This window comes from Nocardioides sp. CCNWLW239 (genome assembly GCF_037137035.1).
Classification (GTDB): domain Bacteria; phylum Actinomycetota; class Actinomycetes; order Propionibacteriales; family Nocardioidaceae; genus Nocardioides.
This window is the reverse complement of sequence record NZ_JBBBNW010000003.1, coordinates 185,371-209,190: the sequence shown is the minus strand read 5'-3', so window position 1 is coordinate 209,190 and position 23,820 is coordinate 185,371. Positions and strand designations below refer to the sequence as shown.

At 73.3% G+C, this 23,820-nt stretch carries 21 protein-coding genes; 8 read left to right on the top strand and 13 right to left on the bottom strand.

Annotated elements, in window-relative coordinates; all coding sequences use genetic code 11:
* Nucleotides 1-5 precede the first annotated feature (5 nt).
* Nucleotides 6-743, bottom strand: a complete 738-nt coding sequence (locus WBG06_RS12805) for an SDR family NAD(P)-dependent oxidoreductase (protein ID WP_336737159.1) — start codon at nucleotides 741-743, stop codon at nucleotides 6-8.
* Nucleotides 740-1,720: an alpha/beta hydrolase gene (locus WBG06_RS12800; protein ID WP_336737158.1), complete on the bottom strand. Its 981-nt coding sequence runs from the start codon at nucleotides 1,718-1,720 to the stop codon at nucleotides 740-742. The genes WBG06_RS12805 and WBG06_RS12800 overlap by 4 nt, the downstream gene beginning before the upstream one ends.
* Nucleotides 1,721-1,870: 150 nt before the next feature.
* On the opposite strand from WBG06_RS12800, the gene WBG06_RS12795 reads away from it, so the two are divergent.
* A complete protein-coding gene (locus tag WBG06_RS12795; RefSeq protein ID WP_336737157.1) occupies nucleotides 1,871-2,446 on the top strand; it encodes a flavin reductase family protein in 576 nt (191 codons plus the stop codon).
* A gap of 43 nt (nucleotides 2,447-2,489) precedes the next feature.
* Entirely contained in the window at nucleotides 2,490-3,350 is an 861-nt protein-coding gene (locus WBG06_RS12790; RefSeq protein ID WP_336737156.1) for an IclR family transcriptional regulator, read from the top strand.
* Nucleotides 3,351-3,606: 256 nt separating this feature from the next.
* Here WBG06_RS12790 and WBG06_RS12785 read toward each other — a convergent pair whose 3' ends face one another.
* On the bottom strand, nucleotides 3,607-4,755 hold the full coding sequence (locus tag WBG06_RS12785) for an acyl-CoA dehydrogenase family protein (protein ID WP_336737155.1): 1,149 nt from the start codon (nucleotides 4,753-4,755) through the stop codon (nucleotides 3,607-3,609).
* A 95-nt stretch (nucleotides 4,756-4,850) separates the two neighbouring features.
* On the opposite strand from WBG06_RS12785, the gene WBG06_RS12780 reads away from it, so the two are divergent.
* Nucleotides 4,851-5,888 carry a hypothetical protein gene (locus tag WBG06_RS12780; RefSeq protein ID WP_336737154.1) on the top strand — a complete coding sequence of 346 codons (1,038 nt, stop codon included), beginning with the start codon at nucleotides 4,851-4,853 and terminating at the stop codon, nucleotides 5,886-5,888.
* Here the strand turns inward: WBG06_RS12780 and WBG06_RS12775 are convergent.
* Complete coding sequence (locus WBG06_RS12775) at nucleotides 5,860-6,642, bottom strand: tyrosine-protein phosphatase (RefSeq protein ID WP_336737153.1); 783 nt, start codon at nucleotides 6,640-6,642, stop codon at nucleotides 5,860-5,862. The genes WBG06_RS12780 and WBG06_RS12775 overlap by 29 nt on opposite strands.
* A 167-nt stretch (nucleotides 6,643-6,809) precedes the next feature.
* Between WBG06_RS12775 and WBG06_RS12770 the strand changes: the two genes are divergently transcribed.
* Nucleotides 6,810-7,421 carry a hypothetical protein gene (locus tag WBG06_RS12770; protein ID WP_336737152.1) on the top strand — a complete coding sequence of 204 codons (612 nt, stop codon included), beginning with the start codon at nucleotides 6,810-6,812 and terminating at the stop codon, nucleotides 7,419-7,421.
* A gap of 23 nt (nucleotides 7,422-7,444) precedes the next feature.
* Here the strand turns inward: WBG06_RS12770 and WBG06_RS12765 are convergent, their stop codons facing one another.
* The 5 genes from WBG06_RS12765 to WBG06_RS12745 are packed head-to-tail and all read right to left on the bottom strand — an operon-like array spanning nucleotide 7,445 to nucleotide 13,303.
* Nucleotides 7,445-8,281, bottom strand: a complete 837-nt coding sequence (locus tag WBG06_RS12765) for an SDR family NAD(P)-dependent oxidoreductase (protein ID WP_336737151.1) — start codon at nucleotides 8,279-8,281, stop codon at nucleotides 7,445-7,447.
* Nucleotides 8,278-9,819, bottom strand: coding sequence for a pyruvate, phosphate dikinase (locus WBG06_RS12760; protein WP_336737149.1), 1,542 nt, complete (start codon nucleotides 9,817-9,819; stop codon nucleotides 8,278-8,280). Before WBG06_RS12760 ends, WBG06_RS12765 begins: the two co-directional genes overlap by 4 nt.
* 20 nt (nucleotides 9,820-9,839) lie before the next feature.
* Complete coding sequence (locus tag WBG06_RS12755; RefSeq protein WP_336737148.1) at nucleotides 9,840-10,592, bottom strand: glucose 1-dehydrogenase; 753 nt, start codon at nucleotides 10,590-10,592, stop codon at nucleotides 9,840-9,842.
* 16 nt (nucleotides 10,593-10,608) lie between these two features.
* Nucleotides 10,609-11,640 carry a ferredoxin--NADP reductase gene (locus WBG06_RS12750; protein WP_336737147.1) on the bottom strand — a complete coding sequence of 344 codons (1,032 nt, stop codon included), beginning with the start codon at nucleotides 11,638-11,640 and terminating at the stop codon, nucleotides 10,609-10,611.
* A 7-nt stretch (nucleotides 11,641-11,647) separates the two neighbouring features.
* A complete protein-coding gene (locus tag WBG06_RS12745; RefSeq protein ID WP_336737146.1) occupies nucleotides 11,648-13,303 on the bottom strand; it encodes an FAD-dependent oxidoreductase in 1,656 nt (551 codons plus the stop codon).
* Nucleotides 13,304-13,493: 190 nt separating this feature from the next.
* Here WBG06_RS12745 and WBG06_RS12740 point away from each other — a divergent pair, with 190 nt between their 5' ends.
* The 3 genes from WBG06_RS12740 to WBG06_RS12730 are packed head-to-tail and all read left to right on the top strand — an operon-like array spanning nucleotide 13,494 to nucleotide 16,661.
* Nucleotides 13,494-14,690 carry a hypothetical protein gene (locus WBG06_RS12740; protein ID WP_336737144.1) on the top strand — a complete coding sequence of 399 codons (1,197 nt, stop codon included), beginning with the start codon at nucleotides 13,494-13,496 and terminating at the stop codon, nucleotides 14,688-14,690.
* Complete coding sequence (locus WBG06_RS12735) at nucleotides 14,687-15,478, top strand: SDR family oxidoreductase (protein WP_336737143.1); 792 nt, start codon at nucleotides 14,687-14,689, stop codon at nucleotides 15,476-15,478. The genes WBG06_RS12740 and WBG06_RS12735 overlap by 4 nt, the downstream gene beginning before the upstream one ends.
* Nucleotides 15,479-15,503: 25 nt before the next feature.
* Nucleotides 15,504-16,661 (top strand): sulfotransferase family protein, encoded by a 1,158-nt coding sequence (locus tag WBG06_RS12730; RefSeq protein ID WP_336737142.1) that lies wholly within the window; start codon nucleotides 15,504-15,506, stop codon nucleotides 16,659-16,661.
* Nucleotides 16,662-16,674: 13 nt separating this feature from the next.
* Here the strand turns inward: WBG06_RS12730 and WBG06_RS12725 are convergent, their stop codons facing one another.
* The 3 genes from WBG06_RS12725 to WBG06_RS12715 are packed head-to-tail and all read right to left on the bottom strand — an operon-like array spanning nucleotide 16,675 to nucleotide 19,573.
* A complete protein-coding gene (locus WBG06_RS12725; protein ID WP_336737141.1) occupies nucleotides 16,675-17,565 on the bottom strand; it encodes a TIGR03619 family F420-dependent LLM class oxidoreductase in 891 nt (296 codons plus the stop codon).
* Nucleotides 17,565-18,041, bottom strand: coding sequence for a nuclear transport factor 2 family protein (locus WBG06_RS12720; RefSeq protein WP_336737140.1), 477 nt, complete (start codon nucleotides 18,039-18,041; stop codon nucleotides 17,565-17,567). The genes WBG06_RS12725 and WBG06_RS12720 overlap by 1 nt, the downstream gene beginning before the upstream one ends.
* Nucleotides 18,038-19,573, bottom strand: a complete 1,536-nt coding sequence (locus WBG06_RS12715) for an FAD-binding protein (RefSeq protein ID WP_336737139.1) — start codon at nucleotides 19,571-19,573, stop codon at nucleotides 18,038-18,040. Before WBG06_RS12715 ends, WBG06_RS12720 begins: the two co-directional genes overlap by 4 nt.
* A 146-nt stretch (nucleotides 19,574-19,719) precedes the next feature.
* On the opposite strand from WBG06_RS12715, the gene WBG06_RS12710 reads away from it, so the two are divergent.
* Entirely contained in the window at nucleotides 19,720-22,143 is a 2,424-nt protein-coding gene (locus WBG06_RS12710; protein ID WP_336737138.1) for a PEP-utilizing enzyme, read from the top strand.
* Between the two features lie 28 nt (nucleotides 22,144-22,171).
* On the opposite strand, the gene WBG06_RS12705 is transcribed toward WBG06_RS12710, so the two are convergent.
* Nucleotides 22,172-23,749: a SulP family inorganic anion transporter gene (locus tag WBG06_RS12705; protein ID WP_336737137.1), complete on the bottom strand. Its 1,578-nt coding sequence runs from the start codon at nucleotides 23,747-23,749 to the stop codon at nucleotides 22,172-22,174.
* Between the last annotated feature and the right edge of the window lie 71 nt (nucleotides 23,750-23,820).

Genomic DNA, 23,820 nt, shown 5'->3' with positions numbered 1-23,820 from the left:
TGGGGTCATGCGCTCAGACCGCCGTCGACGGTGTGGTCGCCGCCGGTGCAGTAGGCGGCGGCGTCGCTGGCGAGGTAGGTGACGAGGGCGGCGACCTCGCGGGGTGCGGCCGCCCGGGACAGGGGCACCGCCGACCAGTCGACCTGGTCGGCGCGCATCATCGGGGTCTCGATCGGCCCCGGGCACACCGCGTTGACCCGGATGCCGCGCTCGCCGAGCTCGAGCGCCGCGGAGCGGGTGACACCGCGGACACCGAACTTGGTGGCGGAGTAGACGAGCGCGTGGCGGTGGCCGGCGAGGCCGGCGGTCGAGGAGATGTTGACGATCGCACCGCCGTCGGCCATGGACCGTGCCGCGGCCCGGGTGCCGAGCACCGTGCCCCGCAGGTTGACGTCGAGGACCAGGTCGATCTCGTCGTCGGCCATCTCGGCGATCGGGCCCTTGCGGTAGACGCCGGCGTTGTTCACGAGTACGTCCCAGCTGCCGTGCCGCTCACGGATCGAGGTCGTCACGCGCTCCCAGGCGGTCGCGTCGCGGACGTCGAGCTCGACAGCCTCCGCGGTCCCAGCGCTCCGAGCGGCGATCCGATCGGCCGTGCGGGTGGCGCCGGCGTGATCGGTGTCGGCGAGGACGACACGGGCGCCGGCCGCGGCGAAGGCCTCGGCGACGGCCGCGCCCAGACCTCCGGCCGCACCGGAGACCAGCGCGACTTTGCCGGTGAGGTCGATGACGGGGCCGGTCATGCCGGGACCTCCACGGTCAGCAGGTCGCGCAGGTCGGCGTAGAGCAGCTCGCGGGCCGATGCCCCGGCCCGCAGCGCGAGGATGGTCAGGAAGCCGTGGAACAGGCGGGGGTAGGTCCGGGCGAGGACCGGCACCCCCTCCGCGGCCAGCCGGGCGGCGTAGTCCTCTGCCTCCGAGCACAGCGGGTCCGCACCGGCCACCACGACGACGGCCGGCGGCAGGCCGGCCAGGGTGCTGGCGCGGTTCGGTGCCGCCAGCTCGGGCGGCTCGGGAAGGGTGCGGCCGGGGCCCAGGTACTGCTCCCAGTACCAGCGCATCGCGGCCGCCGTGTTGAAGTGACCCTCTGCGTACGTCTCGAAGCTCGGGCTGTCGCACGCCGGGTCGATGACCGGGTAGAGGAGCGCCTGGCCGGCCAGCGCCGGGCCGTTTCGGTCGCGCGCCATCAGCGCGACGACCGCGGCGAGGTTGCCGCCGGCACTGTCGCCTGCGACCACGACGCGCGCCGGATCGGTGCCGAGCTCAGCATGGTGCTCGCCGGCCCAGACCAGCGCGGCGTACGCGTCCTCGGCGGCGGTGGGAGCCCGGTGCTCGGGTGCGCGCCGGTAGTCGACGGACACCACGACGGCGTCGACCTCGCGGGCGAGCTGGCGGCAGAACCCGTCGTGGCTCTCGACGTCGCAGAAGACGAAGCCGCCACCGTGCAGGAAGACGATCAGCGGGCGGCGTACGTCCTCAGGGCCATGAGGCCGGTAGACCCGGGCGCCGATCCGGCCATCGCCGGTCTCGATGTCGACGTCGGTCGCCGAGCGGACGTCGTCCGGGTTCGTGAGCGGGGCTCGCCGCGCGGCGACCGCCGCTCGGGCATCGGCCGCGGCCATCGTGTGCACGGGCGGGAAACCCTCGTCGAGGAGCGCCAGGAAGCGCGCGGTCTCCTCATCGAGCGCGACGCCGGCCGGGCTGCGTACAGGCTGGTTCACCGGTCCTCCTTCCGGGTGGTGCGGGACCTCGAACGTAGGGAGGCCGGGCGGCGTCCCGGGGCTCGGTCCCGGTCAACGGGACCGCCCGGCGGGTTCCCGTTGACCGGGACAGGCAGGCCCCTCGCGTGGGGCCGGACCTACCGTCGAGACATGACCCAGTTCGCGCTCCCCGCCACCCCGGAGACTCCGCCGGTCGAGCTGCTCGACCCGACCCCGGAGGGGATGCGGCGCGCTCTGGGCGCGTTCGCGAGCGGGGTCACAGTGGTGACGGCGGTCGCCGATGGCGAGCCGGTCGGCTTCACCTGCCAGTCGTTCGCCTCGGTCTCCCTCGAACCGCCGCTGGTGATGTTCTGCGCCGGCCGTGAAGGGCGTGCCTGGGGACGGATCCGCTCGGCCGAAGCGCTCTGCGTCAACGTGCTGGCCGAGGACCAGATCGATGTCTGCGGCCGCTTCGGCTCCCGCACCGGGGCCCGGTTCGACGGCTTGGACCACGAGCTGTCCGACTGGGGCGCGCCGGCGCTTCCGGGAGCGCTGCTGCGGGTGCACTGCTCGGTCACCGACGTGCACGTCGCCGGGGACCACGACATCGCGGTGTGTCATGTCCTCGGGCTCGAGCTCGGCACGGAGGTGCCCCCGCTGGTCTTCCACCGCGGTCGGTTCGGGCTGCGTACGCAACGGCCGGTGCAGGCCGCCGATCTGTGGGGATGGAACGACCGGTGGGGCTGAGAGGCCGTATCATCGAGCGTTCCGAGGAGGCGACCGATCCGTGGTGACACAGGCCAAGAGAACCCGCACCGACACCGAGGGCAAGGATGCTCCGGTCTCGATGGTGGGCCGCATCGCGCTCATCATGAGGGTCTTCGACGAGCCCGGGGCCCGGTTCCGGCTCGACGAGATCGCCGTGCGCACCGGCCTCCCCCGCTCCACGGTCCACCGGATCCTCGACCAGCTGCTGGTCACCGGCTGGATCCAGCGTCGCCCCGACGGCTACGCGCTCTCCGCGGGTGCCTCCGCGGCGCGACACTCGCTCATCGAGCACCCGGAGCTGCGTGCGGTCGCCGCGCCGGTCCTCAACCGGCTCCATCTCGACACCGGGCTGATCGTCCACCTCGGCGTGCTGGTCGGTGACGACGTCCTCGTCCTCGACCGCATCTCCGGCCGCGGCCCGACCGGCCTACCGACCACCGTCGGCAGCCGTGTCCCCGCCCACGCCACGGCGATGGGCAAGGCCATGCTCGCCCGGCTGCCTGCCGAGGAGTTGGACGCGCTCTACCCGGCCGGCGTCGCCAAGCGCAGCCCGCACACGATCGGCGACCTCGCCAGCCTCCAGCAGGAGCTCGGCCGGATCCGGACCCACCACGGGCTCGCCTACGAGAACCAGGAGCTCGTCCTGGGCGTCTCCGCGCTGGGGGCCGCCGTGCAGGACGAGGGCCTGATCGGCGCGATCTCCCTGGGTGGCCAGGTCCCGCTGCAGAAGCTGCAGCGGCTCGGCCCGCTGGTCCTGCGCGCCGCCGCGCACATCACCCAGCGCCTCGCCGGGCGCGACATGACCCCGGAGGTGGTGCGGCCGAGCACCGACGGCGTCCTGGGGCGGCTGCTGCAGACGCTGCCCGCCGACGGCTGGGTCTAGCGTTTCGCTGCCAGTTCCGCCGTCTGCCGCGGACTCGTTCTCGGCGCTGGTCTGGGCCGCGAGGCAGTCTCTGCTCGGGAGGTAGCCGGTCCGCGGTGAACGAAAATTCGTTCATTCCAACAGAACCCGGCCCCTGCCCAACCCAGATCGCCGCACCAGACCCACTGCCGCCGGTGGTCCGGCGGTTGGCGCACGAGCTGTTCGGGTGGCGGCGAACGCCGACCCCCGAACACGGCACCCGACCGACCACCACCGATCACCACCACCGGTCGGCGATATCCATCCCGTAGGCCCAGCGACCGTAGATCGACAGCGTCTCGTCGACGGCGTTGGCCGCGTTGGTGATCGCCACCTGGGCATCACGCCAGACCCGCTGCAGGGGGTGGCGGCGGTCGAGCGCCTCCTCCCCCGCGGCGTCGAGGAAGACGCCGATCGCCCGCACCGACCGCTCGGCGGCAAGGACCTGGTCGCGGCGCGCGCGGATCACCAGGCCGTTGTCGTGCGGCTCGTTGGTGCGAGCATGCTCGTGCAGGGTGCGGAGGTTGCGGGTCATCTGGAGCCAGGAGGCGTGTACGTCGGTCTGGGCCCGAGCCACGGCCGGCACGTCGGCCACCTCCGGGCAGTCGGCCACCAGGGCGTCGTAGGCACCCTCGGCGGCACCGATCAACGGTGCCGCGACGGCGTGGGTGTGCACGGTGGCGTAGGGCATCCGGTAGAGCGGCCTCAGCGTGGCGGCGGTGGCGATGTCCTGCTGCCGGGTCCGCTCGGTCGAGCCGAAGGTGCGGTAGGCCGGCACGAACGTGTCCTGGACGGCGAGACCGTCGGCGCCGACACCACGCAGGCCGGTGGGGTCCCAGGTCTGCTCGACGGTGTAGTCGGCGGCCGGGACCAGGGCGCTGACGAAGTCGACCGGCCTGCCGTCGTCGTCGAGCAGCAGGCTGCCGAGCAACACCCAGGACGCGTGCGCGATGCCCGTGGACGTACGCCACCGGCCACTGAGCCGGTAGCCGCCCGGCACCGGGACGAGCTGTCCACCGGGGGTGTAGGAGGAGGCGACATAGGTCCCCGGTCCGCCGGCGCGGACCTCGTCCTGGGCCCGATCGTCGAAGAGCGCCAGATGCCACTCGTGGGAGCCGAACATGGACGCCACCCAGCCGGTCGCCAGGCAGGCCCGGGACAGCAGACGAACGCCGCGGAAGAGCTCGACCGGGTCCGCCTCCACCCCGCCACGGCTCACCGGGCGGAGCAGCCCGAAGAACCCGGCGTCGTCGAGCGCCCTCAGTACTGTCGCGTCGACAGAGCCGTTCAGCTCGACCTCGGCGGCGCTGCGGGACAGCTGCGGGAGCATCTCCCGCACCTCGTCGAGCACCCGGTCCGATGCCGGGGCCGTGGCTGGTTCGATCATCTGTCCCCTCCTCCTTCATACCGTCGCGCGCCGCCGTGTCCCGGCGAGTGCGACAGCCCCGATGCTGTCCTGGTGGCAGCACTACCATGCCGCTCATGGAGTCCACCGTCCACGAGCGCGTCGTCGAGGTGCTTCCCCGCATCCGCGAGGAGGCCGCCCGCACCGAGGCCGAGCGCCGCATCCCCACCGAGGTGCTCGCGGCCCTGCTCGACTCCGGCGTCTTCGCCCTCGGCGCGCCTGCCGACCGTACCGAGCGTGCCGACCGCCTGCTCGACGTGGTCGGGCTCGTGGGCGGGGCATGCGGCTCGACCGGTTGGGTGACGGCACACGCGGCCGCGGTCCCGTGGCTTCTCGATCTCTTCCCTCATCAGGCCTGGACGGACCTGCGCGGCGAGATGGGCATCGACCCGCTCGTCGGCTTCTCTCTGGAGGCCGCGGGGTCGGTCCATGAGCACGAGGACGGCCTGGTCGTGCGTGGCCGGTGGTCGGCGGTCACCGGGGCCGCCCACGCCGGCTGGCTCGTCCTCGCCGCCAGGCGCAGCGCCGACGGCGAACCGGGGCCGGTCGGTCTGGTGCTGGTGGAGACCGCCGCGGCACGTCTGGAGGGCTCGGTCGACGCGGTCGGTCTCACCGCGTGGGGCGCCCAGGACGTGCACCTGAGCGACGTGGTCGTCCCCCGGCACGCCTGGGCGGGGATCGGCGACCGTGCGCCGTCCCTGGCACCCGTGGGCGCGATCGTCGCGACGGCGCTCGCAGGCGCGGCCCGCGGCGCCCTCGAGATCCACTTCACCGAGCTGCGGCAGCGGGTCGAGCTCACCCAGGCCGGCGAGGAGGTCACCTCCCGCGACCTCTCTCCCATACGCGTCGCCCGGGCGGCGTCCTCGCTGGACGCCGCCGACCTGGTGCTGCGTACGCCCACCGACACCGACCCGGACGCGCAGGCACGCAATCCCTTCGACGACCAGCTCTACGCGATCGAGCGCTCCGTCGAGGCGGTCGGCCTGGTCTTCGGCAGCGTCCGCAGCCACGCCCTCGACAACGACGACCCGGTGGCGCGGCTGTGGCGTGACGTACGGGTCGGGGCACATCATGCCCGGGCCCTGGTCAGCCGGCTGCGGATGTTGGGGGCGTGACCAGCGCTTCCCGGAGCGCGGCCAGCTCGTCCGCGCCCAGCCCGTGGCGGACCAGGAACTCGGCCGCCCCGCCGTGGGTGGTGCGCACGGTCTCGACGAACCTCCTGATGGCGGCCGCCTTCACGCCCATGACGCCCTCGGCGACGGGCGGAAGGTTGCGGTAGGCCGGGATCAGGACGAGCCGCTCCCGGACCCGGTGCTCTCGCTCGGCGGTCATGGCGTAGTCCTCGACGATCGCCTCAGGTGTCACCCCGACCGCATCGAGCAGCACCGCGGCCAGCACGCCGGTGCGGTCCTTGCCGGCCGCGCAGTGGAAGACCACCGCGTGCCGGTCGGGGTCGGCGACGTTCCGGGCGGCGGCGACGATCGACGCCGCGCTGCCCGCGAGGAGCTGCTCGTAGAGCAGACCCAGGTCCGTGGTGCGGGTGTCGGGCATGACCACGTCACGCACCGTCGAGTCGCCTTTGCGGACCGGCAGGTTGACCACGTGCAGCCCGGCCTCGCCGAGCAGTCCGTGGCCCTCGCGGGCCGCCTCGTCGGGCAGCCGCAGGTCCAGCAGCGTACGGATCCCGAGACCGTCCACCAGCCGCGCGACGTCGTCCGCAGTGGCCTGCTGCGGGGTGCTCGCCCGGAACGCCACCCCGAACCGGGTCCGGCCACCACCCTCGACGGGCAGCCCGCCGAGGTCGCGTACGTTGTCCACGGCTGCCAGCTCGGTCCACCTGCTGCGGCGCTCCTCGCCCACCACGCTCATGCCGCCACCTCCGTCAGTCGTCGTCGATCGTCGTCCAGGCGGGTCTCACGATCGCCTGCCGGACCCCGGTTTCCGGCGGACGTCCCGCTCACCGGGAGCGACGTCGGTCACAGCCCGCCGCCGCGCGAAGGTGGCCCGAGAAAGATCGTGATCGAGAGGAGAGCGCTGTGTCCGACCTGGACCTGCTACGCATCGTCGAACTGAAGGGCCGAGTCCGGCGGGACGACGTGGCCACCCCGCTGGGGGTGTCCACCGAGGAGGCCGATGCCCTGCTGGCGGAGGCGGTGTCGCGCGGGCTGTGCGACCCGGTCGGCCCGGCGTACCGGCTCTCCGCGGCCGGCCGCGAACACCTCGCCGCCCTCCTCGATGCCGACCGGTCAGGCGTCGACGGAGCCGCGCTGGCCGCGGCGTACGACGAGTTCTGCGAGGTCAACGCCGATCTGAAGGTCATCGTCACCGCCTGGCAGATGAAGGACGCCACCACCCCGAACGACCACACCGACGCCGCCTACGACGCGTCGGTGCTGGAGCGGCTGGCCGAGCTGCACGTCCGGGTGCTTCCGCTGGTGGAGCGGCTGGGCGGGCTCGCCCCGCGGCTCGCGCGCTACGCCGCCCGCCTGCAGCACGCCCAGGACCAGATCGCCACCGGCGCCACGATGTGGGTGGCCCGGCCGATCCTCGACAGCTATCACACCGTGTGGTTCGAGCTGCACGAGGACCTGATCCAGCTCAGCGGCCGGACCCGGCTCGAGGAGGCCGTCGCGGGCCGGGCGCACTGACCTGCCGGAATCCCTGCGGTGCCCTACCGGACGACGGCGGGGTTGAACTCGAGCGGCCCGCCCAGCACCTCCCGGTGCGAGGGCGGGCTGCTGCCGTCGACGTCGGTGACGCCGAGCTCTCGGGCGAGCTCGGCCCCGACGACGGTCCGGCCGGTCCATCGCATCCGGTCGGGGTGGGACATCAGGCCCGCCACCACCCTGCCGGTGAGCTCCGGCGACTCCATGCGCGCGGCGAGCGCACCGTATCTCTCCGGGTCCCGCGCGAGGCCCGCGAGGGTCCGTTCGGTGCGCAGGATGCCCATCCACACCGACACCACGACCACGTCGTGCGGCGCAAGGTCCACGGCCATGTCGTGGGCGAGCTTGTCGACGCCGGCCTTGACCGCGCCGTACGCCGGGCCGTGCAGGTAGCAGCCACCGCCGAAGGACGAGGTGTGCGCGACCAGCCCGCCCTGGACGGTGAGGAGCGGCGCAGCGTGCCAGGCCGCGACGTAGGACGAGCGCAGGCCGACGTCGAACATCTGCTGGTGGTCGAGCGGTTTCTCCCAGAACGGCCGGTCGTCGGTGAGCCCGTCGGGCAGCGAGATCGCATTGTTGACCAGGACGTCGAGCCGCCCGTGCTCGCGGCGGACCCGGTCGAAGAGCGCGGCGACGGCGTCGTCGTCGGCATGGTCGCAGACGACCGGGATCCCGCGACCACCGCGGCGGTCGCACTCCTCGGCGGTGGCGGCGAGACCGCGCTCGGAGCGGCCGGTGACATACACCGTCGCTCCGGCAGCAGCCAGCGCCGCCGCGATGCCCGCGCCCGCCCCGCGGCTGGCGCCGGTGACGACGGCGACGGTGCCGGCGGGCCCGCTCATCGGTCGAGTGACTCGAAGGTGGCGACGACGCGCTCGGCGGCAGGCAGCCCGGCCACGCGGGCGCGCTCGCCGTCGGGGAGCAGCGCCTCGGCCCAGCCTGTCAGCCGGCGCAGCGTCGGGTCGGCCGCGGGGTCAGCGGCGGTGGCCTCGACCCGGCCCTCCCAGACCTGGCCGGTGGCCCCGTCGACAGTGATCTCACGGCCGGACAAGAGCGCGAGGGTCCCCTCGCCGCAGCCGACGACGCAGGGGCGTGCGATCTCGCGGCTGACGACCGCCGCGTGCGATGTCGCTCCGCCGTACTCGGTGACGATGCCGCGGGCGGCGAGCATGCCGTGGAGGTCGTCGGGCGAGGTGGCCGAGCGCACCAGGATGACGTCCTCGCCACGGTCGGCGCGCTCCTCGGCCTCGTCGGGGTCGGTGACCGCGATGCCGGTGGCGAGGCCGGGGCAGGCGGCCTCGCCGGTGGCCAGCGGTTCGCCCTGTCCGACACCGGTGCCGGCGCCGAGGACGCCGCGCACCTGCTCGAGGGTGACCCGGCCGACGGCCTCCGCCTCGGTCAGCAGACCCTCGTCGACCAGGTCGACCGCGATCCGTACCGCTGCGGCCGAGGACCGCTTGGCGGCCCGGGTCTGCAGCAGCCACAGCCGGCCGGCCTCGACCGTGAACTCGATGTCCTGCACGTCGCGCGACGCCTCCTCCAGGGCGCTCGCCGCATCCATCAGCAGGGCGTGGGCGCCGGGCAGCTCGGTGGCGAGCGCCGCCAGCGGCTGCGGGGTGACCCGGCCCGAGACCACGTCCTCCCCCTGACCGCGCGGGAGCCACTCGCCGAACGGCGCCCGGGCGCCGGTGCTCGGGTTGCGGGTGAACAGGACCCCGGTGCCGGAGCGATCGTCGAGGTTGCCGAAGACCATCGCCTGGATCGTGACCGCCGTGCCGAGGTCGCCGGCGATGCCGCGCGAGCCCCGGTACGTCAGGGCGCGCGGTGACTGCCAGGAGGCGAAGACCGCGCCGACGGCCGCGCGCAGCTGGTCCCACGGATCGTCCGGCACCAGCCCGTGCTCGTCGTCCAGCACCGTCTCTCGGTACTGCCGCACGAACCGCTCGCGGGTGTCCGCGACGTACGCTTCGTCGCCGCTCTCCGCGGCGAGCCCGGCGGCGGTGGCCGGGGTGAGGCCGAGGTTGAGCACCGTGTCCATCATCCCGGGCATGCTGACCGGGGCGCCGCTGCGCACGGAGACCAGCAGCGGGTGCTGGTCGTCGCCGAAGCCGCGGCCCGTCTCCTCCTCCAGGAAGGCGATGCCGCGGCGTACCTGCTGCCACACCTCCTCGGGCACCACTCCCCCGGCGGCGTAGAACTCGGCGCAGCAGCCGGTGGTCAGCGCGACCGCCGGCGGCACCGGCAGACCCTGGGCCCGCATCGCGTTCACGCTCCACGCCTTGCCGCCGATCGCGGCCCGGTCGAGCTCGCAGGTGCCGTCGAGACGGACCACCTCGGAGGCGACCCCTGCCGCCATCGTGTCGATCGTGCTGGTGACCATTTCTCTCCTCTGAGAAGCGATTAGAAGATCGTGCCGCTGAGCGCTCCGCCGTCGACGACGAACTCGCTCCCGGTGCAGTAGCTGGACAGGTCGGAGACCAGGTAGGCCGCGAGCGGCGAGACCTCCTCGGGCCGCCCCCAGCGCGGGATCGGCACCCGGGCGAAGGCCTCCGCCCCGTCGGTGTCGCTCTGCCCCGGCGAGCGTCCGGTCATCGGGGTGGCGATGCCGCCGGGATGGATGGAGTTGACGCGGATGCCCTGTGCTCCGAGCTCCTGGGCGGCCGCCTTGGTGAGCCCGCGGACCGCGAACTTGCTGGCCGTGTAGGCGCTGAGGCCCGACGAGCCGACGAACCCGTTGATCGAGGACACGTTCACCACCGAGCCGCCCTGCCGGGCCAGCACGTCGGTGACGGCCTTGATCCCCAGCCAGGCACCGGTGAGGTTGATATCCAGGATGCGCCGGAACTCCTCGACGTCGGTGTCGGCGATCGGCCGGAACGCGAGCACCCCGGCGTTGTTGACCAGCCCGTCGAGGCGCCCGTACGTCGCGGTCGCCAGCGCGACGACGGCGTCCCAGTCCTGCGGCGAGGTGACGTCCAGGTGCGCGAAGACGGCTCGCTCACCGAGCTCGTCGGCGAGCGCCTTGCCGTCCTCGTCGAGGAGGTCGCCGATCACGACCCGAGCGCCCTCGGCGACGAAGTGGCGCGCGTGCGCGGCGCCCATGCCGCGCGCACCGCCGGTGATGATGACGACCTTGTCGTCCAGTGTTCCCATCATCGGGTCCCTTCGGTCATTCGTAGGTGACGCGTATGTCGTCGGTCAGCGGGACCGCCTGGCAGGCCAGCGTGTAGCCGTCCTCGAGGTCCTCCCTGCTGAGCACGGTGTTGCGCAACAGCTTCACCTCGCCCTCCAGGAGCAGGCAGGTGCAGGCGCTGCAGGAGCCCTCCCGGCAGGAGTACGGCGCATCGAGCCCGGCCGCGAGCAGGACGTCGAGCAGCGGCGTCTCCCGCTGCCAGCCGAGCCGGCGGGTCTCGCCGTCGAGGGTGACCTCGACGGCGGGCTCGCCGGCGACGACCTCGACGACCTCGCCGGTCGAGCCGGCGGGCTCAGGGGCCGCGAACGGGTCGCCCTCGAGCGAGACGAACCGCTCGACACGGACCCCGGAGCGAGGCAGTCCGGCCGCGGCAAGCCCCTGCTCGGCGAGGGCCATGAACGGCTCCGGCCCGCAGACGAAGGCCTCGCGGTCGCCATGGACCCGTGCCCAGTCGGCGAGGTCGTCGGCTCCGGGAAGGCCGCGGTCGCTCTCCAGCCAGTGGGTGATCGCGACCCGGTCGGGGTGACGGGCCGCGAGCTGGTCGAGCTCGGTGCGGAAGATCACCGACTCCGGGTCGCGGTTGGCGTAGAACAGCGCCACCCGCGCGTCGCCGCGCAGGGCCGCCTTGAGGATCGACATCACCGGGGTGATCCCGCTGCCACCGGCGACCAGGAGCAGGTCGCCGTGGGAGGTGCCCGGTGTGAACACCCCCGAGGGGGGCAGGACCTCGAGCTCGGTCCCGACCGTGAGACGGTCGCAGAGCCAGTTGGAGGCACGGCCCTCGGCGACCCGCTTCACGGTCACCTTCATCGGCTCGCCGCCACCGGGGTCGCTGGCCAGCGAGTAGCAGCGGGCCACGGCGCCGTCGGCGTGCGGCACCCGCACGGTCAGGAACTGGCCGGGACGGTAGCCGAACCGGCCGGGCGCCTCGCCCGGCGCCTCGAGGACGATCGAGCGGGCATCCGGGGTCTCCTCGATCACCTCGAGGACGCGCAGCCGGGCAGTCATGGCGGGTTCACCCCTCCCGGGCGGCGTGCCGGGCGGCGACGTACCCGAAGACCATGGCCGGACCGATCGTGGCGCCGGCACCGGCGTAGTCGTGGCCCATCACCGAGGCGGCGGCGTTGCCGGTGGCGTACAGGCCCTGGATCGTCGCGCCGGAGGCGTCCACGACCCGGGCGTGCTCGTCGGTGAGCAGGCCGCCCTTGGTGCCGAGGTCACCGGCCTCGATGCGTACGGCCAGGTAGGGGGCCTCGCGCACCGCGCCCAGCACCGGGTTGGGCAGGGTCGGGTCACCGTAGTAGCGGTCGTAGGCGCTCTCGCCCCGGCCGAAGTCGTCGTCGCGGCCCGTCTCGACCAGCTCGTTGTAACGGGCCACCGTCGCCTCGAGCGTCCCGGCCGGGACACCGATCGCCCGCGCCAGGGCGGTCAGCGTGTCCGCGCGATGGGCAAGGCCGGACTCGTACCAGGTCTCGGGCAGGTCCTTGCCGGGGATGACCGCGCCGAACGGGTAGCGGCGTCGGGCGGTCTGGTCCATCACGAACCACAGGTAGGGGTGCCCGCCCGTGATCTGCTCGTGCACGAAGGTGACGTAGGGCGAGGCCTCGTTGGTGAACCGCTCTCCCTGCGGGGTCACGATCAACGAGTTCGGGATGGAGCGCTCGGCGACGAGCGCGTGCACCTTGCCGTCGGGGCGGCGGATCGAGGGCATCCACCAGGCATCGTCCATCAGGTCGACGGCCGCGCCGACGGCCTGACCGGCCGAGATCCCGTCACCGGTGTTGCTGTCCGCGCCTCCGGACATGTCGTCGCGGCCGACCTCGGGCAGGTGCTCCTTGCGCATCGCCTCGTTGTGGTCGAAGCCACCGGAGGCGACCACGACGCCCTTGCGGGCCCGGACACGGACCGTCGCGCCCTCGTGCCGGACGACCGCGCCGACCACGGCCCCCTGGTCGTCGCGGACCAGGTCGAGCAGCGGCGAGTCCAGCCAGAGCGGTACGCCGGCCTCGACCAGGCTCATCCGCAGCCGCGCCACCAGGGACTGGCCGAGCGAGACCATCCGGCGGCGGCGCAGCCGGTTGAGCACGCCCTGCACGCCGAGCCGGAACGCGGTCCGCCGCCCACGCCAGGTGCGGGTCAGCATGTTGAGCTTCACGTAGTCGGCCGAGGTGATCACCAGCCCGCCGGGCACCTTCATGCTGCTGCCGCGCAGCTGGTCGGCCCGCTCGCCCAGCAGACGCAGGTCGAAGGGCGGACACTCCACCGAGCGCCCCTCGGGACGGCCGCCCGGCGCCTCGGGGTGGTAGTCGGCGTAGCCGGGGCACCAGCTGAACCGCAGGTGCCGGGTGCGAGCGGCGAACATCCGGAACATGGCCGGGCCGTGCTCGACGTACGCCGCCAGCCGGCTGCGCGGGATGCGTCCACCGGTGATGTGCTCGAGGTACTCGACGACCCGCTCGGGCGGATCGGTCACCCCGGCCTTCTCGAGGGTCGGGTTGTTGGGCACCCAGATCCCGCCGCCCGAGAGCGCGGTGGTGCCGCCGTAGACGGGCGCCTTCTCGACGAGCAGCGTCTCCAGGCCCTCCAGGGCGCTGGTGAGCGCGGCCGTCATCCCGCCCGCGCCGCTGCCCACGACCAGCACGTCGACCTCGTGCGACCAGCCTGGCGTCATCTGTTCCTCCTGCGTCTTCGGGTGCGGACACCCAAGGAACCGCGGGATCGCCCCGCGTGGTCGCGATGTCCCACCCAGCGAAACCTGCGATCCGATTCCGGTCAGCGGGACTTCGGCGGTGCCGTCATCCGGCCGTACCTACCGTCCCGACCTCCAGCACCTCGTCTGGTCACCCGGCAGGAGGAAGTCCATGACGGACGTACGCAGCCAACGGTCTCGTGGCATCACGCAGCTGGCCGAAGCCCTGGTCGAGGCGGAGCGGATCGTGAGATCGGCTCCGCACGTCGACGACGAGCGCGACCTCGCCGAGGGGCTCGACTACCTCGCCGGCCTGGTCAAGGTCGCCGTGGGCAGCGCCTGGGCCGGCGACCCGGCCGACCCGCACTTCGCCCGCCCCTCGACGCCGTGGACCAAGATGGGCCTGGACAACCCGGACACGCTCTACTTCGCCGCGCAGATCACGGGCGAGGCGGAGTACGTCGTCACCGGGACCCGCGGCACCTGCGCCGACCTGGTGTTCCAGGCGCTCGGTGGCTCGCACGCCGGCAGCACCGCCCCGGCCAGCCACCTGGCGTTCGACGACCGGGACTTCCCGGTCGCCGCCGACGGCAGCTTCGAGCTCCGCTTCGGTCCGCCGCGCGCGGACGCCGGGCCCGGTTATCTCACCCTGGCACCGGACTCGTCCCGGCTGCTGGTGCGGCAGACCTTCAGCGACTGGACCACCGAGCGGCCGGGCACGCTGCGGGTCCAGCGCACCGACCGGATCGGCATGCCGAGCCCGCCGGTCACCCTGGAGACGATCGAGTCCCGCTATGCCCGGGCAGGCGGGATCCTGCTGGGCTACGTCCGCACGTTCCTGGAGTTCGTCGAGCTCTTCTATCTCGACCAGCCGGCGAACACGATGTACGCCCCGAAGTCCACCCCCGGCGGCCTGACCAGCCAGTTCAGCTCGGCCGGCCATTACGACCTGCGCGAGGACCAGGCACTGGTCGTCACCGTGCCCGCCTCACAGATGCCCTACCAGGGGATGCAGCTGGGCAGCCGCTGGTACGTCTCGCTCGACTACGCCAACCACCAGACCAGCCTCACCACCGAGCAGGCGCACGCCGACCCCGACGGGAACATCCGGTTCGTCGTCAGCCACCGCGACCCCGGCCTGGCCAACTGGCTGGAGACCACCGGCCACGACAAGGGCTACCTGCAGATCCGCTGGCAGCGCGTCGACCGGCCGCTCACCGAGGCCGACGGACCGACCACGGAGGTGATGGCCTTCGCGGACCTCCCCGAGCGGCTCCCCTTCCATCGGGAACAGCGGGTCACCCCGGAGCAGTGGTCCCGGCGGATCGCCGCCCGCCAGGCCGCCGTCGCCGATCGGATGCTGTCATGACCTTCCCGGGCTCGGGGATCCTCGCCGGCAAGGTCGTGCTGGTCGCAGGCGCAGGCCCCGGCCTCGGCAGGGCCCTGGCCGAGCGCAGCGCGGCTGCCGGGGCGGACCTGGTGATCGCCTCACGCAGCGCCGAACGCCTCGAGGATCTGGCCGGGGAGCTGCGTACGACCGGCCGGCGGGTGCTCGCCGTCCCCACCGACCTGGCCGACCCGGGCTCCGTGGCCGCCCTGGTCGCGGCCGCCCTGAGCGAGCACGGTCGTCTGGACGCGGTCCTGCACAACGCCTACCACCCGCCTTCCCGGGAGGCGCTGCTCGAGACCGGTCTCGACACCGTACGGGCCGAGCTCGAGTCTCCGCTGATGGCCCTGGACCTCGTCCGGCGCTGCGCACCGGCTCTCGCCGAGTCCCGGGGTGCGGTCGTGGTGATGAACTCGATGATCATCCGCAACCGGCTCCCCGGGTTCGGGGCGTACCGGATGACGAAGGCCAGCCTGCTCGCGCTCGCCCGGAGCCTGTCGATCGAGCTCGGGCCGCACGGGGTCCGCGTCAACTCGGTGGCACCCGGCTACATCTGGGCCGACGCGGTGCGCGGCTCGTTCGCCAAGACGGCCCGCGAGCGCGGCACCACCCCTGAGGCGATCCATGACGAGATCGCCGCGGGCACCGATCTGCGGCGCCTCCCGCGTCCCGACGAGATCGCCGACGCGGCTCTCTTCCTCGCCTCCGACCTGGCTCGTGCCGTCACCGGGCAGTGCCTCGACGTCACCGCGGGCGCCACCCACCACTGACCTCATCGCTGACCACGGAGGAACCATGCCCGTCCCCGACGCGACGCTCGCCGAACACCTCCACGAGCAGGCCGCCGTACGCACCGGCCTGACCGACTTCGGCGGTGACGACCACTACGAGCCGCTCGCGGTTCTCCTCCAGGCCTACGCGGCCGAGGCGGGGCTCACCGAGGCCGGGTGGGCGAAGATCACCGAGACGCTGGTGCAGTCGCTCGCCTCGCGGCTGCGCACCGAGGCGGCCTGGCGCGAGCACCCCGCGCACAGGACGACACCGGTGACCCGCCCGGTGTTCGTGACCGGCCTGCCTCGTTCGGGCACCACCGCCCTGCACCGGCTGCTGTGCGCCGACCCGGCCCACCAAGGCGTGGAGCTGTGGCTCGCCGCCGCGCCCCAGCCACGCCCGCGCCGTGAGGACTGGCCGTCGAACCCGGACTTCGCCGCGATGCAGGCGACCATCGACCGGCGCAACGCCGCCGTCCCCGGGCTCAAGGGCATGCACTTCATGTCGCCCGACGCCGTCGAGGAGTGCTGGTGGCTCGAACGGCAGACCCTGCGCTCGCTCGCCTTCCCGAGCGTCGCGCACCTGCCGACGTACGCACGCTGGCTGGCCGGCCAGGACCACACCGCGACCTATGCCCGCCACCGGCGCATCCTGCAGCTGATCGGCACGACCAGCCCGGAGCGGCGCTGGGTGCTGAAGAATCCCGGCCACCTGTTCTCGCTGGATGCACTGCTCACCGTCTACCCCGACGCGCTCGTCGTGCAGACCCATCGGGACCCGCGCAGCGTGATCGCCTCGGTGAGCAGCCTGACCTCGCGTACGTCGCGGGGCCACTCGGAGGTCTTCACCCCTGCGGTCGTGGGCCGCGACAGCCTCGATCTGTGGGCGGGCGCGACCGAGAGGTCCCTCGCCGAGCGCGCGCGGCACGACCCCGGCCGGTTCGTCGACGTGCACTACGAGGAGTTCGTCGCCGACCCCGTCGGCACCGTCGCCCGCGTCTACGCCGCCCTCGGGGTGCCCTTCGAGGAGACCGCACGGTCGGCGGTCGTCGCGGCCGACGACGTCAGCCGTCGTGGCGACCGCCGACCCGATCACCGCTACTCGCTGGCGGAGTTCGGGCTGAGCGAGGGCGAGGTGGCCGAGCGCTTCTCGGCCTACCTCGCCGCTCACCCGGCCGGCTGACGCCGGCACTGGGTCAGCAGCGGTCGATGACCTCCGCCGCGAACCGGCGCACGCTCTCCAAGCGCGCCGCCCGGTCGCCGTGGGCGTGGCCGTAGAGCCGCCACGGGGCGAGATAGACGTCGGTGACCCCGGCAGACTCGAGGTGTCGGAAGCCGTCGGCGTCGCCGATGCCGACCGGGGCGACGCAGACGGAGAACGGGCGGTCCTCCGGGCGGTCCTCCGGGCGCTGCTCGGCGCGGCGCAGCTCGGCGAGCCGGTCGAGCGCGGCCTCCAGCTCGGCGAGCGGGACGTTCGCGGCGACCCAGCCGTCGCCGAGCCGGGCTGCGCGACGTAGCGCGGCGTCGCTGTGGCCTCCCACCAGGATGGAGACCGGTCTCGCCGGCGCCGGCGAGACCATCAGCCGGTCGAAGTCGTAGTGGCGGCCGTGGTGCTCCACCCAGGCCGGCCCGCTGCCGCCGCAGACCAGACGGAGGATCTCGATCGCCTCGTCGGTGCGGGCGCCGCGGGTGCGCATGTCGGTGCGGGTGAAGCGGAACTCCTCAGGCATCCAGGACACCCCGACGCCGAGCGAGAGCCGGTCGTCCGAGAGCACCGCGAGCGTGGCCACCTGCTTGGCCAGCAGCAGCGGGGCACGCAGCGGCAGCTTCAGCACGTTGGTCTGGAACCGGATCCGCGTCGTCACCGCAGCCAGCGCCGCGACGGTCACCAGCGGGTCGGGCATCGGGGTCTCGGGCGCCCACATGCGCTTGCCGTCGGGAGCGAACGGGTAACCGCCGGAGACGTGCTGGGGGTAGAAGACCGAGTCCGGCAGCGAGACGAAGTCGAAGCCGACCTGCTCGGCCAGCCGCACCAGCCCGGCCAGCTCCTCGGGTGGCACCATCGCCACCGACATTCCCCACCGCATCAGGGCAGGTCGAGCATCTGGTAGGGCGTCGCGCGTACGGCGAAGCCCGGCATGTCCTGGAACGAGACCACCGTCTCGCAGAACCGGTCGTAGCGGATCGCGGTGACCAGCCAGCCACGGTCCGGGTCGCGCCGATAGCTGTCGTGGGAGACCGACGCGCCCTCGACGAGGTAGCCGACGTCGGTGCAGATCGTGCGGTCCGACATGGTCCAGGTCGCGGTCGCCCGGTCGCCGTCGATCTCGATGCTGGGGTGGCCGAGCTGGTGCACGGTGATCCGATGCTCACCGAGCCGCGCCCGCAGCTCGGCGACCAGCGCCTCAGCCCCCTCGGTGACCAGGTCCGGCCGATAGCTCGCGGTCATCTCCGGCGCCAGGGTCGCGGCGACACCGTCCCAGTCGCGCAGGTCGACGCCGCGTACGTAGCGGTGTTTGAGCTCCATGATCGCCCAGCGGTCCGCCGACTGGTGGTCCGTCATCGCTCCTCGCTCTCGGTCAGGTGCTGCACCGCGAGGTGGCTGAAGACCATGCTCGCGGCGATCGGGTTGCCACCTGCGGGATAGGTCGTGCCGCTGACCGCCGCCATCGAGTTGCCGGCGGCATACAGCCCGGGGATCACCTCGCCGGTCGTCGCGAGCACGCGCGCGTGCTCGTCGGTGCGCAGGCCGCCCTTCGTGCCGAGGTCGGAGAGCCCGAACGCCGCGGCGTGGAACGGGCCCTTCGTGATCGGCACCAGCGGCGATCCGCCCCCGGAGAAGGCCCGGTCGTAGGGCTCGTCCCCACGACCGTGGTCGTCGTCGTGGCCCGCCTCGGCGAAGACGTTGAAGCGGCGTACGGTCGACTCCAGCTCCTCACCCGGCACCCCCAGCGCCTCGGCGAGCTCGGGCAGCGTGTCCGCGGTGTGCCAGAGCCCGGCCGCGACGTACTCCTCGTGCGGTGCCAGCGGCAGCGTCGTCGAGCGCACCGGTGGCGCCAGCCCCTCGCGGTCGTCGTAGACCATCCAGTACGTCGCGTCGACGGTGCCGGCCCGCTGCCGGTCGATCACCGCACGGCCGATCCGGTCATAGGGCAGCGACTCGTTGACGAAGCGGCGGCCGTCGCGGTCGATGAAGATGCCGCCGGTGAACCAGAGCGAGAACGAGGTGGTGCCGTCGGGGTGCGCGAGGCCGGGGGCCCACCAGGCCTGGTCCATCAGGTCGGTGTCGGCGCCGACGTCGATCGCCGCCTGGATCGCCCGCCCCAGGTTGCCCTCGGGACCCATCGCGCCGGCGACGCTGCCCGGGACCCCGTACGCCGCCCGCATCGCGGCGTTCTGCTCGAAGCCTCCCGAGGCGATCAGGACGCCCCGGCGGGCTCGGATCCGGCGGGTGCCGTCGGGCTGCTCGGTGAGGATCCCGACGACACGGCCGTCCTCGACGACCAGCTCCGCACAGGCGGCTCGCAGCCGCAGCTGTGCCTGCGGGAGCCGCGAGAGGGCCAGCAGCAGCCGGCCCACGAGAGCCTGGCCGCCGATCAGCTCGGCCGGCGCGGGCGCGCCTGCCCGGTCGACCTTCAGGGTCGGTCGCACCGTGTCCTTGAGCGGACCCAGCTCGGTGGGGTCCAACGCGAGCGCGCGGATCTGCCGCACCTCGCGAGCACCGGGCACGGCTCCGTAGTAGTCGGGCCACGGGAACGGCTCGAAGACCAGCGCCTCGTCGGTGAGCAGCTCGTCGACGAGCCGGGGGCCTGCCGCCAGGAAGGCGTCCTGCAGCGCTCGCGGGGTGCGGTCGCCGACGACCGCGTGGAAGTAGTCGCGCGCCTCAGCGGTGTCGTCCGCCGCACCCGCCTCGCGCAGCACGGCGTTGCCGGGGAACCACATCCCGCCGCCGGAGTAGGCGGTCGTGCCGCCGTAACGGTCGGTGGCCTCGACCAGCAGCACGTCCAGCCCTGCGCGTGCCGCTGCCCAGGCACCGGTCAGGCCGCCTCCGCCGGCACCCACCACCACGACATCGTGCTCTTCGTCCCAGGTCATCACGGGGCCGACCCTGCTCGCCGACAGACCGCACGGTCGCCGCTCTCCCGCTGAGTGGGACTGGACGATGTGACCACGGCCACACGGTGGAACCTCTCTCGGAACGGCCCACCGAGGGGCCCGACGAGACGCGAGGAGGAGGACGCATGCGTGTCCTGATCACGGGAGTTTCCGGACTGGGTGGCCGCGACCTGGCCCGGCTGTTGCTGGCCGGCGGGTGCGAGGTCGTGGGAACCGACTCAGACCGCCACCGATACGTCGATCCTCGCGTCGACATGGTCCGTGCCGGCCCGGCGGACGCCGCAGCGTACGACCGTGCGCTCAAGGGCTGCCAGGCCGCCGTGCACCTGGCCGCCGCCGGCCACGACACCCTGGCGAGCGCAGCGGCCCGGCACGGCGTACGCGTGGTCCTGCCGGTCCTCGCCGGTGACGACTCCCCTGCCGAGGCCGCGCTCACCGCCGCCGGAGTGCCGCTCCTGGTCGTGCGGACGGCCCCTCCGGCGGGCCGCCGTGGCGACGCCGACGCGCTGCGGACCCTGGCCGGTCTGCTGCGGTCGAGCGAGCCGTGGCAGGTCCTCCACCACGACGACCTCACCCGCCACCTCGTCACGGCGGCGACCGGCGAGACCACCGGCACCCTCGACCTGGCCGCGCCCGGCACGGTGTCCGCGGCGCAGGCCCGCGAGCTCCTCGCGGCCGCCGGGGTGCGACCGCGTCTGCGCGGCGTACGACCGCGGCTGGCCGCGCCGGGACTGACCGCCGGTCCGGCTGGCTACGGGTGGACCGCCGTCGAGGCCGTCGAGGACCTGGTGCGCGCCTTGGTCGGTCGCGTGGTGAAGAACGGCGAGACCGCCCCGGTGCCGGGCCGGTTCGCGCTGCCGACGCACGTGATCCCGATCAACCTGCCGCCCGGCGAGGGCGGCCGCCTCGAACCCGCGGGCCCGCCGGAGCTGCAGGGCGAGTTCGACACCCTGCTCGACCCGCGACTGTCGGTGCTCACCGCCACCAACACCTCCGAGGCGATGCCCGGGCCGATGACGCCGATGACCCTGGACCTGCAGGTCGCCGCGATCCGCATCTCCAACGAGGACATGGGCCAGATGCTCGCCCTCGAGGGTGAGGCGCTCGACCAGCAGTCGAGCATGGTGATGAGCACGCTCGGACACTGCGCCTACATCAACGCCTCCGTCGGGGTGAACGTGGTCGAGAACATGCCGGGCTGGGACGAGGCGTCGGTCCGCCGCGACGCCTACGGCAACATCCCCGAGGACGTGGTCTTCCGCCCGGAGGGCGGACCGCCCATGCCGACCGGTCTCGCCAAGCGGATCGCCACGCTGACCGCGACGACCAGGGTCATCAACCGGGCTCGTAGGTTCAAGGAGGAGGCCGAACGGATCCACACGGCCGCCTGCCGCGAGACCCTGGACGCGACCCGGGTCGCCGCCCTCGACGACGCCCAGCTGCACGCCCGCGCGCTGCTGTGGCGCGACCGGCTGGCCCACAGCTGGTGCGTCGCCTCGATCGGGGTGATGCTGACCAGCGCGGCCGGCGCCATCCACGAGCGGGGCAAGAGCCCCGAGCCGATCGGCATCGACGTGGACGAGCTCGAGTCGGCACGCACCATGCTCGCCGTGGAGCGTCTCGCCGCGGTGCTGCGCGACCGGCCCGACCTCATCGAGCTCGCCCGCGCCGGCCGCGTCGACGAGCTCCGGGCCGCCTCACCCGAGCTCGCCCGGACCCTCGACGCCGAGCTGGCCGAGATGGGACACCGCGGGCCCGGCGAGTGCGAGCTGGAGAACCCGGCCTTCGCCACCCGTCCGGAGATGCTGGTCTCCTCCGCCGCGGGTGCCGCCCAGCAGCCGGCTCCCAGACGGGAGCCGGTCGCGTCGCCGCGTACCCGGACCGGCCGGATGGCCGTCGGCGCCACGCTCGCCCGCGAGCGTGGGCGCGACGGCGTGGTCCGCTACACCCACGCGCTGAGGCTCGCCGTGAGCGAGCAGGGCCGGCGACTGGTCGACCGGGGTGCGCTGGCCGACGCGGCCGACGTCTTCTACCTGACGCTGGACGAGGCGTACGCCGGGCCCGGCGATCTGCGGGAGCGGGTCGCGCGCCGCCGGGAGCAGCGTGCCCGGCTCCAGGCCATCCGGATGCCCGACGTGGTCGTCGGTACGTGGCAGCCCGAGGTGGACCACGAGCAGCTCGCCGTCGGCGGCGAGCTCACCGGCATCGGCGTCTTCCCGGGCGTCGTCGAGGGTCCCGTGCGGGTGCTGCGCGGCCCCGACGACGACATCGAGCCGGGCGACGTCCTGGTCGCCTCGGTCACCGACGTGGGCCACACCGCCATGTTCGGCTACAGCGCCGCGGTCGTCACCGACATCGGCGGCGCCGCCTCGCACGCAGCCATCGTCGCGCGCGAGTTCGGCATCCCGTGCGTCGTCGACACCAAGCACGCCACCACGAGCCTGCGTGACGGTCAGCGGGTGCGCGTCGACGGCGCCACCGGCACCGTGACCCTGCTCGCCGAGGCCGGCGCACCGGAGCCGACGGAGGAGGAGACCGCGGTCGGCTGAGTCACCGAAGCGGCGATCCAGACCCTGTTCAGCTCCGCACGAAGCCGTCGCGCTCGGCCGCGACGAACCATGGGACGCGCCGCATCACGGACAGGATCTTCGGTGAGGCACCGACGAGCACCAGCCGGCGGCCCTCGGAGTCGACGTCGTCGCGGAGCGTACGCAGCATGTCGAGCAGCGGCACGGTGACGTAGGTGACGCGAGAGACGTCGAGGGTGACGGTGGGCCGGGTCGGATCGTCCATGATCAGCACCAAGGCAGCGTCGTGGGTGGCTTGGGCGTTTCCGGTGTAGAGGTTGCCGGTGACCAGGAGGGGCAGCACTGCGTCCGAGGTGGTTTCGAGGGCGTTGACCCGCGGCAGGTTCACCGCGCGGATGACGAGGACGAGCGTGAGCCCGACGCCGACCGCCACGCCGAGGAGCATGCCGCCGGTCAGCCCGAGGGCGGCGACGATCAGGGCGACACCGAGCTCATAGCGGTCGACGTGTGCATACATGAACAGGTCGCGCGGGTCGAGGAGCCCGGCCACGGCCACGAGCACCATCGCGGCGAGGATCGCCCGGGGCAGATCGGCGAGCAAGGGGGCGAGGAAGAGGGCGACCAGCAGGGCGAGCCCGACGGTGACGAGCCCGGAGAGCTGCGTGCGAGCACCTGAGCGCAGGTTGACGGCCGACTGCGAGAACCCGCCGGCGGGTGGCAGCGACTGGGTCAGTCCCCCGGCAAGGGCGCCGATGCCGGTCGCGACGAGCTCGCGGTCCACGTCGATGACGGGTTCACCGCGGCGCCGGTTCGTCCGCGCCACCAGGACGGTCTCCAGGAACGACATCAGCGCGATGGCGACCGCCCCCGGAAGGAGGGCGAGCACGTCACCACCGACCGGGAGACTGAGCGACGGGAGTCCGGTGGGCACCGGGTCGATGAGGGCCAGTCCACGATCCTCCACGGCCGTCGCGGCCACCAGCACGATGCCGGCGACCACGACCACGAGCGGCCCCGGTATGGCCGGCGCCCAGCGTCGCAGCACGAAGAGGACCGCGACCGCGCCGATCCCGACGACCGCGGTGACGCCAGAGAGGTCGGGCAGATGCCTCACCACGTCCGCGACCTGCGCGAAGAAACCGCCGCCCTCCGGGTCGGTCGGCAGGCCGAGCAGCGCGGGTAGCTGGCTGGCCAGCACGGTCAGCCCCACACCGATGCGGATGCCGGTCATCGTGGCCGGCGAGATGCTTTCGACGATCGACCCCAGCCGGGCCAGGCGCATCAGCAGCAGGCACGCCCCGACCAACAGGGTCAGCGTGAACGCCGCGCCGAGCAGCTCGGCGTCGCTGCGGTCGGACAGGGTCGCAAGAGTGCTGGCCACCAGGACCGCGATCGTCGAGGTGGTGGAGACGCTCAGGGCCCGCGATCCGCCGAGCAGGCCGTAGGCGGCCATCGGCAGGAGGCAGGTGTAGAGCCCCACCTCGACCGGCAGGCCGGCGATGGTCGCGTAGGCCATCGCCTGCGGGATCACCACGGTGCCGGTCGCGAGCCCCGCGAGCACGTCGGAGCGCGCCCACGACGCGCGGTATCCGCGCATCGTCGGTAGCAGCCAGCTCGGAGGGTGCACCCGGCTATCAGACCGCCCGACGGGTCGGCGTTGTTCACCCGAGCCGGGTGAATCGGACGACGGCGCGCCTG

Excerpts from the sequence above, each read along its gene's own strand:
- WBG06_RS12805 (WP_336737159.1), bottom strand. The coding sequence starts at position 743 with ATGACCGGCCCCGTCATCGACCTCACCGGCAAAGTCGCGCTGGTCTCC.
- WBG06_RS12795 (WP_336737157.1), top strand. The coding sequence starts at position 1,871 with ATGACCCAGTTCGCGCTCCCCGCCACCCCGGAGACTCCGCCGGTCGAG.
- WBG06_RS12785 (WP_336737155.1), bottom strand. The coding sequence starts at position 4,755 with ATGATCGAACCAGCCACGGCCCCGGCATCGGACCGGGTGCTCGACGAG.
- WBG06_RS12780 (WP_336737154.1), top strand. The coding sequence starts at position 4,851 with ATGGAGTCCACCGTCCACGAGCGCGTCGTCGAGGTGCTTCCCCGCATC.
- WBG06_RS12775 (WP_336737153.1), bottom strand. The coding sequence starts at position 6,642 with ATGAGCGTGGTGGGCGAGGAGCGCCGCAGCAGGTGGACCGAGCTGGCA.
- WBG06_RS12765 (WP_336737151.1), bottom strand. The coding sequence starts at position 8,281 with ATGAGCGGGCCCGCCGGCACCGTCGCCGTCGTCACCGGCGCCAGCCGC.
- WBG06_RS12760 (WP_336737149.1), bottom strand. The coding sequence starts at position 9,819 with ATGGTCACCAGCACGATCGACACGATGGCGGCAGGGGTCGCCTCCGAG.
- WBG06_RS12755 (WP_336737148.1), bottom strand. The coding sequence starts at position 10,592 with ATGGGAACACTGGACGACAAGGTCGTCATCATCACCGGCGGTGCGCGC.
- WBG06_RS12750 (WP_336737147.1), bottom strand. The coding sequence starts at position 11,640 with ATGACTGCCCGGCTGCGCGTCCTCGAGGTGATCGAGGAGACCCCGGAT.
- WBG06_RS12745 (WP_336737146.1), bottom strand. The coding sequence starts at position 13,303 with ATGACGCCAGGCTGGTCGCACGAGGTCGACGTGCTGGTCGTGGGCAGC.
- WBG06_RS12740 (WP_336737144.1), top strand. The coding sequence starts at position 13,494 with ATGACGGACGTACGCAGCCAACGGTCTCGTGGCATCACGCAGCTGGCC.
- WBG06_RS12735 (WP_336737143.1), top strand. The coding sequence starts at position 14,687 with ATGACCTTCCCGGGCTCGGGGATCCTCGCCGGCAAGGTCGTGCTGGTC.
- WBG06_RS12730 (WP_336737142.1), top strand. The coding sequence starts at position 15,504 with ATGCCCGTCCCCGACGCGACGCTCGCCGAACACCTCCACGAGCAGGCC.
- WBG06_RS12725 (WP_336737141.1), bottom strand. The coding sequence starts at position 17,565 with ATGCGGTGGGGAATGTCGGTGGCGATGGTGCCACCCGAGGAGCTGGCC.
- WBG06_RS12720 (WP_336737140.1), bottom strand. The coding sequence starts at position 18,041 with ATGACGGACCACCAGTCGGCGGACCGCTGGGCGATCATGGAGCTCAAA.
- WBG06_RS12715 (WP_336737139.1), bottom strand. The coding sequence starts at position 19,573 with ATGACCTGGGACGAAGAGCACGATGTCGTGGTGGTGGGTGCCGGCGGA.
- WBG06_RS12710 (WP_336737138.1), top strand. The coding sequence starts at position 19,720 with ATGCGTGTCCTGATCACGGGAGTTTCCGGACTGGGTGGCCGCGACCTG.